Origin of the sequence: Paenibacillus sp. FSL M7-0802, from assembly GCF_038004945.1 — a bacterium.
In the GTDB taxonomy this organism is placed as follows: domain Bacteria; phylum Bacillota; class Bacilli; order Paenibacillales; family Paenibacillaceae; genus Paenibacillus; species Paenibacillus polymyxa_B.
On record NZ_JBBOSD010000001.1, the window covers coordinates 5,294,629 to 5,311,081 of the forward strand.

A 16,453-nucleotide genomic window follows, 5' to 3' on the forward strand; every position below is an offset into this window, starting at 1 on the left:
GTGCTATAGGGAAAGGTATTGTTGAATGATGATTGGAGTAAGGCAGGGGGAAGCACATTGACAGTCGTAAACTACAAGCTGGAAACATTCGAGGGTCCGCTGGATCTACTGTTGCATCTGATTGATAAAGCCGAGATCGACATTCAGGATATCCCGATTAGCGATATTACTGATCAGTATATGGCTTTTTTGCACAGTATGCAGGAGCTGGAACTGGACATTACGAGCGAGTTTCTGGTGATGGCGGCGACGCTCTTATCTATTAAGAGTAAATTGTTGCTTCCCAAGCCACCTGTGATGGAATATGACGATTTGGATTTTTATGAGGAAGAGGATTATGATCCACGTGAGGAACTGGTCCGCAAGCTGGTGGAGTATCGTAAATATAAAGGGATTGCTCGCCATCTAAGTGAACGTGAGTGGGAGCGGAGTCTAATTTATGGCAAGGAGCCAGAAGATCTAAGCGCATTCCTGCCCACTGAACCCGCAAATCCGGTGCATGGGCTGCATGCAAGCGATTTGGTCGCGGCCTTTCAGCGTGCTTTGCGCAAAGCAGAACGACGTACGACGGTAACCCGTGTTCATCGAGACGAAATTTCAGTCAAGGACCGTATCCGGCAAGTTATCGGGGCGTTAGAGATGCTGGGGAACGGAGGACGGCTGCTGTTCTCCAAGCTGATGCATGAGGATATGTATCGGCATGAGGTGGTTGTGACCTTTTTGGCTATCCTTGAACTGATGAAAATGAAACAAATTTTCTGTTATCAGGAGAAGCTTTTCGATGATATTGTAATGGAGTGGAGAGGGGATTTACGGGTTAATGGATTATCTGAAGCTGAAATCAATTATTGAGGGACTGCTGTTTCTCGCAGGAGAGGAAGGGTTGTCCACCAAGCAGATCGCCGACATTGTAGAGCAGCAGCAAGAGCTGGTTGAACAGTGCTTGGAAGATATGAAGCAGGACATGGAGCAGGGGGTAAGGGGCTTGCAACTTGTCCGTATTGCCGGTCATTATCAGCTTGCAACTTTATCCGAACATGCACCTTACTTTGAAAAGCTCGCATACTCTCCGGCACGTGCCTCACTGTCTCAAGCTGCTTTGGAGACGCTGGCCATTGTTGCCTACCGCCAGCCCATTACAAGAGTTGAAATCGAAGAGATTCGGGGTGTCAAATCCGAGCGGGCCATACATACACTGGTCAACAAGGAGCTCATTGAAGAGAAAGGTCGAGCTGAAGCCATCGGACGGCCAATATTGTACGGAACGACGAAATCATTTTTGGATTATTTCGGTCTGGGCTCTTTGGCAGATCTACCGCAACCGGAGTTGTTCGAGGATTCGGACAATTTGGAGGAAGAGACTCAATTATTGTTCGAGCGTCTGGAGAGCAGCCAGCCTGCGGCCAACGATCTAGATCTTGAATCCCAATAAAGTTGCTCCGGATCTTGCGGCTCACTTATGTAAAGCTCAAACAGACAGCCAGTCCTCACGTAGTTGGGGGCTGGCTGTTGGTATTTTAAGATGCATGATTTTCCGGCGAACGGTCATACTATTTTTGCCATGATATCTATAGCAAAAAGGTAGGGAGGACTCGCCAGTGTGGAAATGGATCAGTATCGCCATCATCGTCGTTATATTACTTGTGCTGGCTATTCTGCTCTCTCGTATTCGATTGAAGCTGGATATTGCCAAACATGACAATGATGATCGGGCGCATCTAGAGATCAGATTTCTATACGGGATGATTAAAATGAATTACGATATTCCGGCCATTCTCGTAACAGGTTTAAAAAAAGGGCTTCTCTATCGGCTTGACCGCAATAAAAACATACATAAAACGGATGCTTCCGTAGATAGCGGAAATATTGATACAGAAAAAATCAAGCAATTTATACATGATATCCGGGTTTTGCTCAAGGGAACGAAATCCTTACAGCGATGGTTGCGACATACCTTGGCGCATGTGACGTTGTCCAAAATGGAATGGTCTACCAATATAAGTCTTGCTGATGCGGCTTATACAGCTACCTCAACCGGTATTTTATGGGGATTGAAAACGACCTTGATCGGTTTTGCTACCAGCTTTGTACGTGTGGACTGTATCCCGAAGCTGTTTGTCGTGCCCTATTGGGTGGATCGCTTGCGTTTTACTACCACCTTGACCTGTGAAGCAAATATGTCGCTTGGTTATTTGATTTTCTCTATGCTCATGTTAGCTTACCGCATATGGCGCGTTCCGGGTGGACCGGAGGCGTGGAAACGGGTTTTTTCCAAAAAAACTGAGGATCCTCAAGCTACCAGTGAAAGTTAAACAGTGGAGTGAGGTGAGACTCAATCCTTTCTGAACTATCGAATGACATACATATTTCCTTGAACCCCTGCGCACAATAGCGAAAGAAAAGGCAGTCTACGCTTGAGATAAGCAGAGGAGGAATAAATCATGTCAGATCACCCGATTCAAGGGCTCATGCAAACCGCAATGGAAAACATCAAAGCCATGGTAGATGTGAATACGATTGTAGGAGACGCAGTGGAAACACCCGATGGTTCCGTTATTTTGCCAATCAGTAAGGTAGGATTTGGTTTCGCTGCCGGAGGAAGTGATTTTAACGTAGACGAAGAGGCACTTCATACTTCCTCGGCGTCGGGTAATCATAGCGGGAAGGAAGGGCATCCTTTTGGAGGCGGTAGCGGTGGTGGTGTATCTATTCATCCCATTGCTTTTCTGGTTGTTGGCAAACAGGGGGCACAAATCGTTCCATTGGACAATCAAACGCATCTGATTGAGAAGCTCATTGACTCCACGCCATACCTGATTGATAAGGTTCAGTCTATCTTCCAGAACGCAGGCGGCAACTTGCAGACTCCACCCCCACAGGTACCTGTAGATGTTGCTACGGATCACAGTAATTCTGGCCCGGCTTACTTGTAAAAGTTATTGAAATTAAAAGCGTTCTCTCAGGAAGGTATCCCAAAGCCGAGTATAGGCTAAGGAATACCTTCTTTTCTGCTTGTACTTGGCCCTATCCCCGAATATACTGCCTTCTCCCAATGACAGTATGTATATGGTGACTGTATTCCTGTTGATACAAAGTATGCAGCGAGATTTCATTTTTTCGATTTCCTTCGGCAGCAAACTGGGATAGGTAGATGAAGTCCGGATAGATCACTTCATCCGTCAAATAAGCAGATACCGTGGCTTCCGGTCGACGATGTTGATTCAGGGAATCGATTATACCCTTCGCCGGCAAGATGCCAATCCCATGTCCATAAAACAAGTCTTCCTTCAGCTTAACGACATTTTCTCCTTTCCATTCCAATGTTTCAGACGACACATCCGGATTGTTGAAATACAGAATATCGCCAGGAGCCGCTTTATGACTTCCTTCCTGCTGTATGAGCCTGAGGTCGCTGTCATAGTGCCAGTCATACAGCAGCATATCTGCAAAAATCCGATTAAACTCACTTTCCAAAATGGAATCCAGCACTCCTTTGTACAGCACAATAACCATAGCTGTTGCACATTCAAAAGCGTATTGATGTCCGTTTAAAAAGATATCTCTGATCCCCTGTGCCGGTGTGACACCTGCTTTGATCTGAAAGCCACCTTTTTCCGTTAAATCCCAAAATTGCTGGTTGCAACGTGCGGTAGAAAACGTGGCAAAGGATACACCACTACGGTGTAATGCTTCTGCGGACTCTACAATCCGCGATCTTAAAATCATTTCAAACTGTAGTCGCTGCATGTTATAACCCCTCGATCCATATTTAACGTTTAGTAACTAATATATATGTATTCAGGAAGGGATGTTGCTTAGTTTGTGTAGAAAGAAAGCGAAAAAGGAGCAGCTAATGGCTGTCCTGTAAAGGAATTTTCTGTTATAAAGGTGGACATACTTTGAACAGCTTGGACATAGAATGGTACAAGACTTGCTCAAAACCGGAGGAATCCAAATGTTTAAAAAAAAGCAACACATCCACGCGGACCACAGCCATTTCTTGAATAAGGCACGCGCATTTGTTTTGCCGCTGGTACTTCTGCTTATTTCGTCATTGCCGCTTACGTTGCTAAGTCCGCAGCCCGTTCGGGGAGCGATAAAAACAGAAGCAGCACCGCCCGCATTAGGAACCCATGCACAGGCTGCTTCTTTAATTGATGTCACATCAGGAAGAATCATTTATTCTACCGAGGGTGACCGGGAGCTACGTATTGCCAGCCTGACCAAAATTATGACAGCGATCGTGGCCATTGAACATGGACGCTTGCAGGACCGGGTGAAGGTGAGTCCAACGGCGTATGCCAAAGAAGGGTCCTCGCTTTTTCTACAAATGGGTGAACAAATGTCGCTGGAAAATATGCTGTACGGCTTAATGCTCCGTTCTGGTAATGATGCCGCTTCTGCCATTGCTGAGCATGTGGGGGGGACAGAAGAGGGATTTGTCCATTTGATGAATGACAAGGCGGTTCAGCTTGGGCTAAGCCATACACATTTTGCTAATCCGCACGGGCTGGATGCCGAGGGACATTATTCCTCAGCCAATGATATGGCCCGGCTTACTGCTTATGCGCTGCATAATCCAACTTTTGCCCGTATCGTAAAAACAGAACTGAAAAAAGCACCGAATCCCAACGATTCTTGGGACTACTCATGGCACAACAAAAACAAAATGCTGCGGCTGTATGAGGGAGCTGACGGGGTGAAAACAGGCTTTACCAAAAAAGCGTTTCGCTGTCTGGTCAGTTCGGCCACACGGGACGGTCGCCAGCTCGCTGCTGTTACCTTGAATGACGGGGACGATTGGAACGATCATGCCCGTATGCTTGATTACGGATTTCGATATTATCCGCTCATTCCGATTACGGACAAGCAGCAACCTATCGATGGTTACCCACTATTAACAGGTACAAGCTTTGCATATCCTTTACATGATAGTGAGAAGACCCAGTTGCACAAAAGACTAGTGTTGTATAAAAATTCCGCCTCTGTAGACAGAGCGGACATATCTTTTGGCTTACGAGGACGGGTCGAATTCCTATTGGATGGTGAACTTATTGGTTCCGTTCCTGTGTATGAAAAAGGGAGTAAGCTGCCTGCTCAAAGTACCGTACGGCCACGGCAGGAGGCTCCAACTGCACAAGATCCTGCGAACAATACTCAGCAACGAGGTTGGACGAGCAGATGGAACGAAATTCTTAAAAATTTGTTTGGAGCCTAGGGCAAGCAGGAAATAGAGCTGCACGTGTCACATCATTGGGTAAAGGAGGAATCAGCCATGATTCATCTCATATGGGTGGCTTTGATTTGTATTGGATTTGTATTTGCTGCCGCGCAGGGAAATATTGAGGTGGTGACGAAAGCGGCTTTTGACGGGGCAACTACGGGGGTTACAGTGTGCTTTGGACTGATAAGTGTGCTGGTGTTTTGGATGGGCATGATGAGGCTGGCTGAAGATGGCGGGCTCTTACAGAAAATATCCAAGCTGCTTTCTCCTTTGGTTGCCTTTCTCTTCCCTGATGTTCCGCGTAATCATCCCGCTATGGGTTACATTTTGTCCAATATGAGCGCCAATCTGCTGGGTCTGGGGAATGCAGCCACACCGATGGGAATCAAGGCGATGCAAGAGTTGCAGACGCTCAATCCAGATAAGCAAACCGCCACACCAGCCATGTGTACGCTGCTCGCCCTGAATACAGCCAGTATTACGCTTATTCCTACGACGTTGATCGCGATACGGCTTAATTTTCATTCCGCACATCCGGCAGAAATCGTCGGTACAACACTGGTAGCGACCGCAATAGCCACCTTTGCCGCAATTGCGGCGGACCGTTGGTACCGTAGTCGAGAATTGCGCCGCCGTCCTCCAGCGATTCCGCCATCCCAGACATCCTTGGCGCCACTCACCTCACCAGCATCAACATCTGCTGCCTCTTCAACAACGTCGTCCGTATCTTCACCTGCCGTTCCGCGAACGGGAATCACGGCTGCCAAGGGCAGGGACACCACTTGGAAAGGATGAGGGAGGCATGCTTTATTTTATTAACCTCGTATCAACTTGGGCTATCCCGGTTATTCTCGCTTTTATTCCTTTATATGCATATGCCAAAAAGGTGCCTGTCTACGATTCTTTTGTGGATGGAGCTAAAGACGGCTTTTCTACCGCCATCAGCATTATTCCTCATCTCGTAGGCATGATGGTGGCGATTAGCATTTTTCGAGCATCCGGCGCTTTGGACTATTTGATCTCCTGGGTAACGCCATGGATTAAGCACTGGGGCGTCCCCGGTGAGGTATTGCCTTTAGGCTTGCTTCGTCCATTGACGGGCACTGGTTCACTTGCGTTTACGACGGATCTAATTCGCACCTATGGCCCGGATTCCATGATCGGTCGGATCGCTTCAACGATTCAGGGCAGCACAGACACGACGCTGTATGTGCTAACTGTATATTTTGGTGCGGTAGGTATCCGCAATGGACGGTATGCTTTGAAGGTAGGACTATTTTCAGATGTGGTTGGTTTTGTGGCAGCCATTGCGATTTGCCTGCTTATATTTTAATTTCTGCATCGTTTTTTGAACGGGGGTTGTGATTTTGCTCATGGATGGGTATCATTAGCATGAGGTGAATTAGCGAACATGGAAAGATTGCAGAAAATATTGGCCCAAGCTGGTGTAGCTTCCAGACGTAAATGTGAGGAGCTTATTCAGGCGGGTAGCGTGGAAGTGAACGGGGTTATCGTAACTGAACTGGGAACGAAGGCAGACCCTGATCAAGATATGATTACGGTAAAGGGACGCCCGATCAAAACCGAGAAAAAAATCTATCTGATGATGAACAAACCTAAAGGAGTTATTACGAGTGCTTCCGATCCGGAAGGCCGTAAAATCGTGTCAGACTATCTGAAAGGCGTTAAGGAACGCGTATATCCGGTAGGACGTCTCGATTACGACACCGAAGGGCTGCTGTTGCTTACCAATGATGGCGAGTTCGCCAATCTGCTCACCCATCCCAAGCATCATGTGCCCAAGACATATGTGGCAACAGTCAAAGGCGTTCCGCATGGTACTGAGCTGGACAAGCTGAAAAAAGGAATCGTGCTGGAAGATGGCATTACTGCACCAGCCGAGGTAGAATATAAAGATGTAGATCCGAATGGTAAGGAGTCTGTGATCCAGATTACCATTTATGAAGGCAGAAATCGCCAGGTAAGACGGATGTTTGAGGCCATTTCACACCCAGTCATCAGACTCAAGCGGATTGCCTTCGGAGATCTTTTGCTACAAAACTTGAAGCGCGGTCTGACCAGACCCCTAACTAAGGACGAAATCAACCGTCTCATTCAACTTGCCAAATCAGACAACACGAAAAAGAAACGGACAGGACGGGGGTCATAACCCCGGCCTTTTTGGTGTAAAGAGACTGTTGGATGAGAGTAAAGTTTGACCAAGCACAGGAAAATAGTAAAATAGAGAGAATGCTTTTTTTAGCGAAGGGGCTGGGAATATGTCAGAACAAAGCAACCGCATATTAATTGTAGACGATGAAGAACGCATTCGCCGCCTTCTGCGGATGTATCTGGAAAAAGAAGGATATGTAATTGACGAAGCTGAGGATGGTGAGATTGCCCTCCAAAAAGCGACTGCAAGCGATTACAGCATTATTTTGCTCGATGTAATGCTTCCGGGGATGGATGGAATTGAGGTATGTACACGGCTGCGTCAGACCAAAGCTACACCTGTGATTATGCTGACTGCCAAAGGTGAGGAAGTGAACCGTGTACAAGGCTTTGAAGTCGGGGCCGATGATTATGTGGTTAAGCCCTTTAGCCCGCGAGAAGTCATTTACCGGGTGAAGGCGATTTTACGCCGTTCGTCGGAAACTGCCTTTTTAACGAAAGAGGCGGTACCAAGCAATAGTATTGTTTTTCCGAATCTTATCATTGAGCATGATGCGCACCGGGTAACTGCGGGCGGGATTGAAATCAGTCTCACGCCTAAAGAGTACGAGCTGTTGCATTATTTGGCGGTGTCACCAGATAAAGTCTTCTCGCGCGAAGAACTGCTGAAAGACGTTTGGAATTACGAATTTTTTGGTGATCTGCGCACTGTGGATACGCATGTGAAACGGCTTCGTGAAAAGCTGAATAAGGTATCGCCAGAGGCAGCGGCTATGATTACGACCGTGTGGGGCGTAGGTTATAAGCTGGAGGTTCCAAAATAACGTGAACTTCTGGAGATCGCTGGTAGGCAAGCTGTGGATCACCATCATTTGTCTTGTAGGCTCTGTGCTTATTTTTCTAGGGCTTTTTTTATTGCCGTACATCAACAGAAATTTTGCGGCGTATGAATCGACGGAAATCAAGCATTTGTTCACCTATACATGCATTGTCGGATTTTTATTGACGACCTTTTTTGCCCTATTCCTTTTTACTAAAATCACACAGCCTATGCAGCTGTTGATTCAGGCGGCGAATGCGATTCGTGAGGGAAGGTATGATACTCGGCTTTCGCTGGTGACCAGTGATGAAATTGGAGAACTGGCGAAAACTTTTAATCATATGTCTACGGAACTGGAAGCAACGATCCGCAGTCTGAATGAGGAAAAAAACCATTTATCCAGTGTACTGCGAAGCATGTCTGATGCAGTAATCACCTTCGACAGAAGCGGACAAATCATCTTGACGAATCCGCCGGCACAAAGTCTGTTGGATATCTGGAAAAAGCTGGAGTGGCAGGAGCGTGATCTGGAGGAGTTTGGAGCTTCTGTACCTGAGCCTTTGCAGTCTCTGTTCCATACCGTTATGGACAGGGGAGAGGATGTCGGAGACTATATCCATGTCAAGAAGGGCTCCTGGTCGGTGCAGATGGCGCCTCTGTATACGGATAATGCAATCCGCGGTGCAGTAGCTGTGCTTAGAGATATTACGGAAGAAGTGAAGCTTGAGAAGATGCGGAGTGATTTTGTGGCCAACGTCTCTCATGAAATCCGTACACCTTTATCTATGATGCAGGGCTACAGCGAGGCGTTGCTGGATGGTATGGCGGGTTCACCTGAAGAATCCGAGGAGCTGGTACAGGTCATCCATGATGAATCATTACGCATGGGAAGATTAGTCAAAGATCTGCTTGATCTGGCCCGAATGGAGGCTGGTCATACAGACATGCACCGACAGGAAGTGGATGTGAATGAGCTGATCGAGCGTGTTCATCGTAAATTTACGGTACGTTCGAAGGAACAGGGACTGACACTCGATTACCATGAGCAAGGCCAACGTTTGCTGCTGCCTGAGGCAGATGAAGACCGACTGGAGCAGGTATTGACCAATTTGCTGGATAATGCATTCAGACATACACCCGGCGGGAAAAAGGTTACTATTGCGGCGGATCGAATTTTGGGAGAACGGCATGAGTTAATCCGTATTCGGATTAAGGATGAAGGTGTAGGCATTGCCAGCGAGGATCTACCTTATATTTTCGACCGCTTCTACAAGGCAGATAAGGCCAGAGTACGTGGTGAGGATAAAGGGACTGGTTTGGGGCTTGCTATTGTCAAGAATATTGTAGAGGCTCACGGAGGCTCTGTCTCTGCTGCCAGCGCATTGGGGGAAGGGACGGAATTTACTATTTTGCTGCCGATCTCCAACAAAACAAAGCTGGGTCTGTAACAGGCTTATAAGCCCCAACTGATATACCCCGGTTTGCAGGCATCCTCGGAAGAGGGTGCTTTTTGTTGAAAAATCAACATTTATCTTGTTCAACGTGGAACATCCTGTTTCAAGATAATTGCTCTCATGATAGATAACGGTATAAGAAAAAGACGCCTGGGTAGCCAGGCGCCTCTCTTTATTATAAACCTTGGACTTCTCAATACTGTCTGGAACTAATCTAGCACTACTTCTTGGGCAGTATTTAGTTCTGGCAAACCAACGAGTTGAACCAGCACATCTTTAGGCACGGCTTTATCGACGGTCAAGATCATGATGGCTTCTCCGCCGACAATTTTACGCCCTACTTGCATGGAAGCGATATTGACGCCGTTCTCCCCAAGCAAGGTGCCGACACGACCGATAATGCCTGGTTTATCATTGTGGGAGATGAGCAGGAAATGAGCTTCCGGTGCCACATCTACTGGGAACTGGTTCAACCGAACAATACGTTCGCCATAGCCTGCCAGCAGGGTGCCAGATACACGTTGCTCTTCGCCGCTCTGGGTTTTGAGTGTAACGGTAATCAGGTTGGTAAATCCCTTGGTGGCGGGCGCCTGAGACACGACAAGATGGATGTCACGTGTTTTGGCCAGATGTACAGAGTTTACAATGTTCACATCGCTGCCCAGATGACGGCTAAGTACACCTTTCAAAATATAACGTGTCAGCGGCTGTGTATCCACAGAGGACAAATCACCAGCGTAATCTACCTGAATTTCACGTACAGCCTGATTCGTGATCTGAGCGGCAAAGCTGCCCAGCTTCTCTCCAAGCGAGAAATATGGCTGCAATTGCGTCATGACGTTGGATGGTACTGGAGGCATGTTGACCGCATTTTTAAAAGGCTCATCACGCAAAATATGCAGCACTTGCTCGGACACATCGATAGCTACATTCTCCTGAGCTTCGACAGTTGAGGCACCCAGATGTGGTGTGACGATAATTTTCGGATGACTCAGGAATGGGTGATCCTGTGCTGGCGGCTCTGATTCGAATACGTCAAAGGCTGCACCGGCAACGATACCTTCATCAATGGCTTCAACAAGAGCCATTTCATCGATAACTCCGCCCCGGGCACAGTTGATGATGCGCATTCCTTTTTTCATCACTTCAAACTGTGGACGAGCAATCATATGTTTCGTTTCTGGTGTTAATGGTGTGTGTACGGTCATAAAATCTGCGTTGCGGATAATTTCGTCCACGCTCGCCAGCTTAATGCCCAGCTTCTCAGCGCGTTCTTCCGTTAGAAATGGATCATAGCCGAGGATGCTCATGCCAAATGCTTTGGCACGTTTAGCCACCTCACTGCCGATACGTCCCATGCCGAGGACTCCAAGTGTTTTGTTACGCAGTTCGACACCGAGGAATGTTTTACGATCCCATGTACCGCCAATGGTTTTGGCATACGCCTGTGGAATATGACGTGCTAGAGCCATCATCATCGCAAAAGTGTGCTCACATGTCGTAATCGTGTTGCCGTCAGGGGCGTTAATAACGATAATCCCGCGCTGTGTTGCTGCTTCAAGGTCGATATTGTCCACTCCGACCCCAGCTCGCCCTACAACCTTGAGGTTCTTACCTGCCGTCATGATGCGTTCGGTTACCCGAGTTTGGCTTCGAACGAGTAACGCGTCATAATCACCAATAATTTGAACCAATTCATCCTCGCTGAGACCTGTGTTCTTGTCCACCGTGACATCGTCTGCATCCATCAGTTGCTGGATGCCCAGGTCACTGATCGGATCGGATACTAACACTTTAAACATTTGGTTTCCTCCTCAAAGTTAACTTCTTTTATGGACAGGATGTACTTCAAACTGAAATACATTCCATAAAGAACATGAAAAAACTTGAAATGCTTCTAAAAGTACAGGAGAGCGGTGTGAAATACTAGTGTGATAACGCATTGACGCAGAAAAGGGATGGAATAGCATTATGCACCAAACTAACGACCAAAAGTCTTATGCGGAGACACTTTGCGGTTTTCGGGCATCAAAAAAACTCCCGAATCACATACTATCTCCATAGTAAGGGACGAGAGTTATCGTGGTACCACCCTAATTCGCAGCCATTTCGCAATGGACTGCCTTCAGCGGTCATAAAATGACCGAAAGGATAACGGTTTTCTGCCGATTGCATCTAATGCCGGGAAATATTCCCCAGACCTCGGTGCAATAACTCAGGAGCGCTGAAAGTAGTTACTTCGTCACCGGCTTCCACCCAAGCACCGGTTCTCTGAGGACGAAATCAATACCTTTTCTCCATCATTGTTGTTGTCGCTAATAATTTTTTCATAATGTATCATGGCTTACATGGGCATGTCAATAGGACATGCGACATGTGTGGATAGCCGGCTAGATATATAGCTACAGAATGCGGAAAATTAAGATTTAAGTCTTCTTGAATCCGTCCGACTTTTTGGCTATGATGCTAAAGAAGACTATGCAGAGGACTAACTAACTATGAAAAAGCTTAAAGTGAAATGGAAAAGAGCGCAAATTCATGAATTGAATGACCGCTTGCTGCTTTACAATTTGTATCTAACTCAGGGGCTGACCCTGCTGATTGGTGCAATCTGGATTGTTTTTCAGAAAAGAAATGTGTTAGAACTATTTGCATTGCCGAACACTCTGCACGTCTTATGGTGGGGATTGGGCTTGGCCGCCGCTATGTTACTTGTGGATCTGTTGCTATCCCGGATTATGCCTGAGGATGCTATGGATGACGGTGGTATTAACCAAATGCTGTTTCAAAATCGTCCGGTTTGGCATATTATTTGTATAGCAGCTATCGTCTCCATCTGTGAGGAACTCTTGTTCAGAGGTGCGATTCAGTACAGCTTTGGTCCTTATTGGACAAGCATTTTGTTTGCGGTGATTCATATCCGATATTTACGGCATTGGATTCCCACTGGCTGGGTTTTTCTTAGCAGTTATGGATTGGGCTACATATATGTGCAGACCGGTAGTCTGTGGGCACCGATCATTTGTCATTTTGTGATTGACCTTATATCTGGTTTAGCGTTACGTTTTCGGAGGTATGAAGAATGAATCAGGAACTTAGCAGAGTGCAGACCTATGGTAGCCGTCGAAATGGTCGCAAAGGCAAGGAGGAGGACAGGTCAAAATCTAAACCAGTTCGCTCCCGTGCTTCACGGCCCGTGCCAGAATTGGCTCACGTTGCCGCTGCACCAGAAGTTGCTGTGACGATGGAGAATGACACTCCTGCCAGTGAGTACCGAACGCGGGCGGAAATGTTTCCGTCCCGCCGTATTCGGGTAAGCAAGTGGTTTTTAAATTTTTTGAGCACTCTTTTTGTGCTGATTACTGCAGCGTTACTGTGGTGGGGCATCAAGGGTGCACCACCCATCAGTGAAATGCTTTGGTAATATAAAGTTATTATGGACGTCTGTGCTTAGGTCAAGGCGCGTAATGATACGGTAAAGGCCTCCATCTCCGCATGAATAGCGGAGAATGGAGGCCTTTATTGCATCATCTATAGTTAATCCGGAGTATACGCAAGTGTCTATTAGCTGGCAGGAACCTCAATGCCTTGCGGATCGACAAATTGATAACCCTTTTGCTCAAGGCGTGTCAATAGACTGTCCAGAGCCTCAGCTGTCCATGGCAGTTCATGCATCAAAATATTGCTGCCTGGATGGAGTTGTTCTGTTACGTTTTTGAGGAGTGCCTCCGTTTTATTAGGCTGATTCTTTTTCATTGTCCAGTCCAGAGAACCGACGGACCATGTCATGTATAGGAGACCGTTTTCCTTAGCGACCTTGCGACCTACGTCTCCGCCTGCACCATGAGGGGGACGGAAGAATACAGGGGCTTGCCCTGTAATGTCCTTAACAGCTTTTTGTACTGTTTCAATCTGTTTTTTGACCTCGGGCTCAGATTTATTCTTCAGCACGATGTGATCCCAGCTATGGTTGCCGATGGGCTGCCCACGGTCATGGATAAGCTTGAGTAACTCAGGATGCTCTTTTACACGGTAACCGTTTACGAAGAAAATCGCTTTCGCTTTGTGTTTGTCCAGTACATCTATGATTTTGTTAATCATGGCTGCTTCCTTGGGACCATCATCAAAGGTCAGTAACACGACTTTTTTTTCGGTACCTTGTTGGTTAGGGATTACATTGTAGGCTTTGTCCAAGTGATACATTTTGTTATTGGTAGTTGCAGATGTTGCAGATGTCGCAGCTCCTGTTTCGTTGCTTTCGCTGGTTTTATCATTTTGTGCATTGGTTTTACCCGCTGAGTTATGATCATCACTGCCTGCTTGCTTACTGCTGCTTTTTGGGGAAGAGACGTTGCTCTGATCTTTGGCGCTGTTACTTGAGTCAGACGCTGCCGAATCCTGCTGGTTGCTTGTTGCCGCAGATTCCGGCTTGGTTGCAGTGCAAGCACTAAGCAGCAGACATGCGGTGAACAAAATGGCTGCTGTTTTTGTACCCATTATTTCATCTCACCTTCCTGTATTTTATACCGTATGAGTTTGTCACTACTGACGAACACTATGCTTGATTCTACCACAAAGGGAGGTTCTAATTGTGAAAACATCTTCATTTTTCCTGGGAATCGTCTTGGGCGCTGTCGCAAGCTCTTTGATCTCCCGCAACCGCAACATGTTGGGCTTATCTATGGACATGGGTGGAAAAAAAGGCGGCAATTTAGTGCAGAAAGCCCGTACTAAAATGATGGACGCGGCATTTCCCGGAATGGGCGAGATAACGCTCAATAAAGAAGACACCCATAAGGATCAAGACCATCATTTACAAACAGATAAAACCGCTCATAACGCCCATACTGCCAAGAACAAAGAAGAGAATATGAAGTTGATTAAAGACTTCATCAGCACAAGTCCCGATGTTAAACGTGAGGTCGAGCAAATTTTGAAAGAAACTCATACAGCCGTACCGGGATTGTAACCCAGAAACCTTTATTCCGAATCATTTTGCGGCTTTTTTGTAAAAGCCGTTCAAATGATTCTTTTTTTTATCTTTTTATTGCGTGCATTTACGATTATAAAATGATAACATGATTACATAGAACCATTTTCATCACAGGCATCATAATTGCATCATAATCTGTTAATAACACTCGGCTGCCAGGAGGAGGGTCCAGTATGAAAATAGAAAGATTAAGTCAGGACAAGATACGGATTTTCCTTACCTTTGACGATTTGAGCGAACGCGGTATTCAAAAAGACGATATGTGGCAAGAAATTCCAAGAGTTCATGAGCTGTTTACCGAAATGATGGATCAGGCATACAGTGAACTGGGCTTCGACGCCACGGGACCGTTAGCTGTCGAAGTCTTTGCGCTTCCTGCTCAAGGAATGGTTGTTATCGTCACCCGGGGAAAATATGACCATCAACAGTATGGTTCGGGTCCCGATGAGGAGCTTCCAGAAGAAGTCTACGAAATGGAAGTCACGCTGGAGCATAGCGATTCCATCGTTTACGCGTTTAGCGATTTCGAAGTTCTCATAGAAGCGGCTCATATGCTTCGTAGCAACACTACGGAAGCAGGTAAGCTGTATCATTATAGAGGAAAATGGATTCTGCATTTGGAACCAGAAGAAGTAGAGGAGTCCAAGCTTGCGGCTTTAATCGCGGTTCTTGCTGAATTTGGAGAAGGCTCATCCGTTACACCAGCTATGTTGGAAGAGTACGGCAAGCTGGTCATTCCTGAACAGGCAGTTGCTGTCATCTGCACTCATTTTGACAGCCGTTCTTGATTCGTTCTATTGAAAGTGATATCGAAGTGAATTTGTCGGCTCTGCGCTGAAAGCAGGGCCGACTCATTTTTATGGAGGGATGATGATCGGTGCTTCTGTTTTCGGTTTTAGCGGCAGCCACAGCGCCGGGTCTCGCCTTATTGATGTATTTTTACTTGAAGGACAGGTATGATTCGGAGCCACTGCACATGGTTATTAAAGTGTTTTTGCTCGGCTTTTTGGTGGTTCTTCCTGTCATGATTTTTCAACGCGGGCTGCTGCTTTGGCTAGGGGATCACACGTTAATCCAGGTATTCGGCATTTCAGCCGGAGTGGAAGAGTTTTTTAAATGGTTTCTGTTGTATCACATCATCTATAATCATACCGAGTTCGACGAGCCTTATGATGGTATTTTGTATGCAGCCGCAGTCTCACTCGGATTTGCAACGGTTGAAAATCTGTTATATGCCTGGGCGGGGCATGCTTCGATTAGCATGATGCTGATGCGATCATTGCTACCGGTATCCGGTCATGCGATGTTTGGCGTAATGATGGGCTACTACATGGGGAAGGCCAAGTTTTCAAAGGGCTTGAGGAGCAAATACATGTTGTTGCTGTCATTGGTGCTTCCATGGTTCTGGCACGGAGTATACGATTTGATTTTGACGAAATTTTCGCATGACTGGATCTGGTTTATCATTCCACTGATGGCATTTCTATGGTATGGGGGAATGGCGAAGATTAGTCGAGCCAATAACCGTTCTCCTTTTCGCTTGTTAAAGCGGGAAGAAAAGGTTAATATGTAACGAAATGGGACACACTGATCTGACAAACCTGTTAGAGAAAGAGGTGTCTTTTTTTGCGCATAAAAGTAAGGATTCATTGTAAAAGATGCGGGGAACGCTTTGTGCTAAGAGGACGCATAGAGCAAGGACAGATTCAGACCGGCTTTAAACGCTGCATTTGCGATAATTATGAGTTTATTGTTGAAGTCATGGAAAAGCATGCATAAGAGAGCTTTCT

Annotated in this window: 18 protein-coding genes and 1 other annotated feature; of the genes, 15 read left to right on the forward strand and 3 right to left on the reverse strand. The window is 46.5% G+C overall.

Annotated features, from left to right (window positions below):
- Positions 1-57 precede the first annotated feature (57 nt).
- From MHB54_RS24150 to ytfJ, 4 genes are all read left to right on the forward strand, one after another.
- Positions 58-852 (forward strand): segregation and condensation protein A, encoded by a 795-nt coding sequence (locus MHB54_RS24150; RefSeq protein WP_034095057.1) that lies wholly within the window; start codon positions 58-60, stop codon positions 850-852.
- Positions 821-1,432, forward strand: coding sequence for an SMC-Scp complex subunit ScpB (scpB, locus tag MHB54_RS24155; RefSeq protein WP_264453629.1), 612 nt, complete (start codon positions 821-823; stop codon positions 1,430-1,432). The genes MHB54_RS24150 and scpB overlap by 32 nt, the downstream gene beginning before the upstream one ends.
- A 166-nt stretch (positions 1,433-1,598) precedes the next feature.
- Positions 1,599-2,312: a DUF2953 domain-containing protein gene (locus tag MHB54_RS24160; protein ID WP_023989203.1), complete on the forward strand. Its 714-nt coding sequence runs from the start codon at positions 1,599-1,601 to the stop codon at positions 2,310-2,312.
- Between the two features lie 129 nt (positions 2,313-2,441).
- Positions 2,442-2,933: a GerW family sporulation protein gene (gene ytfJ, locus MHB54_RS24165; RefSeq protein ID WP_023989202.1), complete on the forward strand. Its 492-nt coding sequence runs from the start codon at positions 2,442-2,444 to the stop codon at positions 2,931-2,933.
- Between the two features lie 91 nt (positions 2,934-3,024).
- Here ytfJ and MHB54_RS24170 read toward each other — a convergent pair whose 3' ends face one another.
- A complete protein-coding gene (locus MHB54_RS24170; protein ID WP_023989201.1) occupies positions 3,025-3,747 on the reverse strand; it encodes a protein-glutamine gamma-glutamyltransferase in 723 nt (240 codons plus the stop codon).
- A 208-nt stretch (positions 3,748-3,955) separates the two neighbouring features.
- On the opposite strand from MHB54_RS24170, the gene MHB54_RS24175 reads away from it, so the two are divergent.
- From MHB54_RS24175 to MHB54_RS24200, 6 genes are all read left to right on the forward strand, one after another.
- Positions 3,956-5,218, forward strand: a complete 1,263-nt coding sequence (locus tag MHB54_RS24175) for a D-alanyl-D-alanine carboxypeptidase family protein (RefSeq protein ID WP_075154397.1) — start codon at positions 3,956-3,958, stop codon at positions 5,216-5,218.
- Between the two features lie 57 nt (positions 5,219-5,275).
- Positions 5,276-6,019 carry a nucleoside recognition domain-containing protein gene (locus MHB54_RS24180; protein ID WP_068941584.1) on the forward strand — a complete coding sequence of 248 codons (744 nt, stop codon included), beginning with the start codon at positions 5,276-5,278 and terminating at the stop codon, positions 6,017-6,019.
- A gap of 7 nt (positions 6,020-6,026) precedes the next feature.
- Positions 6,027-6,557 carry a spore maturation protein gene (locus MHB54_RS24185; protein ID WP_023989198.1) on the forward strand — a complete coding sequence of 177 codons (531 nt, stop codon included), beginning with the start codon at positions 6,027-6,029 and terminating at the stop codon, positions 6,555-6,557.
- Between the two features lie 78 nt (positions 6,558-6,635).
- Positions 6,636-7,394, forward strand: a complete 759-nt coding sequence (locus MHB54_RS24190; RefSeq protein WP_013310759.1) for a pseudouridine synthase — start codon at positions 6,636-6,638, stop codon at positions 7,392-7,394.
- Positions 7,395-7,503: 109 nt separating this feature from the next.
- Positions 7,504-8,220, forward strand: a complete 717-nt coding sequence (locus MHB54_RS24195) for a response regulator transcription factor (RefSeq protein ID WP_013310758.1) — start codon at positions 7,504-7,506, stop codon at positions 8,218-8,220.
- A gap of 1 nt (position 8,221) precedes the next feature.
- On the forward strand, positions 8,222-9,664 hold the full coding sequence (locus MHB54_RS24200) for an ATP-binding protein (protein ID WP_023989196.1): 1,443 nt from the start codon (positions 8,222-8,224) through the stop codon (positions 9,662-9,664).
- A 215-nt stretch (positions 9,665-9,879) separates the two neighbouring features.
- On the opposite strand, the gene serA is transcribed toward MHB54_RS24200, so the two are convergent.
- Complete coding sequence (gene serA / locus MHB54_RS24205; RefSeq protein WP_028540623.1) at positions 9,880-11,472, reverse strand: phosphoglycerate dehydrogenase; 1,593 nt, start codon at positions 11,470-11,472, stop codon at positions 9,880-9,882.
- 261 nt (positions 11,473-11,733) lie between these two features.
- Positions 11,734-11,983, reverse strand: a binding site (T-box leader).
- Between the two features lie 185 nt (positions 11,984-12,168).
- On the opposite strand from serA, the gene MHB54_RS24210 reads away from it, so the two are divergent.
- Positions 12,169-12,756, forward strand: coding sequence for a type II CAAX endopeptidase family protein (locus tag MHB54_RS24210; protein WP_264453631.1), 588 nt, complete (start codon positions 12,169-12,171; stop codon positions 12,754-12,756).
- A complete protein-coding gene (locus tag MHB54_RS24215; protein ID WP_023989193.1) occupies positions 12,753-13,094 on the forward strand; it encodes a hypothetical protein in 342 nt (113 codons plus the stop codon). The genes MHB54_RS24210 and MHB54_RS24215 overlap by 4 nt, the downstream gene beginning before the upstream one ends.
- Positions 13,095-13,234: 140 nt before the next feature.
- Here the strand turns inward: MHB54_RS24215 and MHB54_RS24220 are convergent, their stop codons facing one another.
- Positions 13,235-14,167 carry a polysaccharide deacetylase family protein gene (locus MHB54_RS24220; RefSeq protein ID WP_264453632.1) on the reverse strand — a complete coding sequence of 311 codons (933 nt, stop codon included), beginning with the start codon at positions 14,165-14,167 and terminating at the stop codon, positions 13,235-13,237.
- Positions 14,168-14,261: 94 nt separating this feature from the next.
- Here MHB54_RS24220 and MHB54_RS24225 point away from each other — a divergent pair, with 94 nt between their 5' ends.
- From MHB54_RS24225 to prsW, 3 genes are all read left to right on the forward strand, one after another.
- A complete protein-coding gene (locus tag MHB54_RS24225) occupies positions 14,262-14,639 on the forward strand; it encodes a hypothetical protein (RefSeq protein ID WP_023989191.1) in 378 nt (125 codons plus the stop codon).
- Positions 14,640-14,836: 197 nt separating this feature from the next.
- Positions 14,837-15,451, forward strand: coding sequence for a genetic competence negative regulator (locus MHB54_RS24230; protein ID WP_013310751.1), 615 nt, complete (start codon positions 14,837-14,839; stop codon positions 15,449-15,451).
- An 89-nt stretch (positions 15,452-15,540) separates the two neighbouring features.
- Positions 15,541-16,236, forward strand: coding sequence for a glutamic-type intramembrane protease PrsW (gene prsW, locus MHB54_RS24235; protein ID WP_023989190.1), 696 nt, complete (start codon positions 15,541-15,543; stop codon positions 16,234-16,236).
- Positions 16,237-16,453: the final 217 nt, after the last annotated feature.

Bases quoted from the DNA above. Each gene is read 5' to 3' on its own strand.
- MHB54_RS24220 (WP_264453632.1), bottom strand. From the start codon at position 14,167: ATGGGTACAAAAACAGCAGCCATTTTGTTCACCGCATGTCTGCTGCTT.
- scpB (WP_264453629.1), top strand. From the start codon at position 821: ATGGATTATCTGAAGCTGAAATCAATTATTGAGGGACTGCTGTTTCTC.
- MHB54_RS24175 (WP_075154397.1), top strand. From the start codon at position 3,956: ATGTTTAAAAAAAAGCAACACATCCACGCGGACCACAGCCATTTCTTG.
- MHB54_RS24230 (WP_013310751.1), top strand. From the start codon at position 14,837: ATGAAAATAGAAAGATTAAGTCAGGACAAGATACGGATTTTCCTTACC.
- ytfJ (WP_023989202.1), top strand. From the start codon at position 2,442: ATGTCAGATCACCCGATTCAAGGGCTCATGCAAACCGCAATGGAAAAC.
- MHB54_RS24190 (WP_013310759.1), top strand. From the start codon at position 6,636: ATGGAAAGATTGCAGAAAATATTGGCCCAAGCTGGTGTAGCTTCCAGA.
- serA (WP_028540623.1), bottom strand. From the start codon at position 11,472: ATGTTTAAAGTGTTAGTATCCGATCCGATCAGTGACCTGGGCATCCAG.
- MHB54_RS24180 (WP_068941584.1), top strand. From the start codon at position 5,276: ATGATTCATCTCATATGGGTGGCTTTGATTTGTATTGGATTTGTATTT.
- MHB54_RS24215 (WP_023989193.1), top strand. From the start codon at position 12,753: ATGAATCAGGAACTTAGCAGAGTGCAGACCTATGGTAGCCGTCGAAAT.
- MHB54_RS24170 (WP_023989201.1), bottom strand. From the start codon at position 3,747: ATGCAGCGACTACAGTTTGAAATGATTTTAAGATCGCGGATTGTAGAG.
- MHB54_RS24185 (WP_023989198.1), top strand. From the start codon at position 6,027: ATGCTTTATTTTATTAACCTCGTATCAACTTGGGCTATCCCGGTTATT.
- MHB54_RS24195 (WP_013310758.1), top strand. From the start codon at position 7,504: ATGTCAGAACAAAGCAACCGCATATTAATTGTAGACGATGAAGAACGC.
- MHB54_RS24210 (WP_264453631.1), top strand. From the start codon at position 12,169: ATGAAAAAGCTTAAAGTGAAATGGAAAAGAGCGCAAATTCATGAATTG.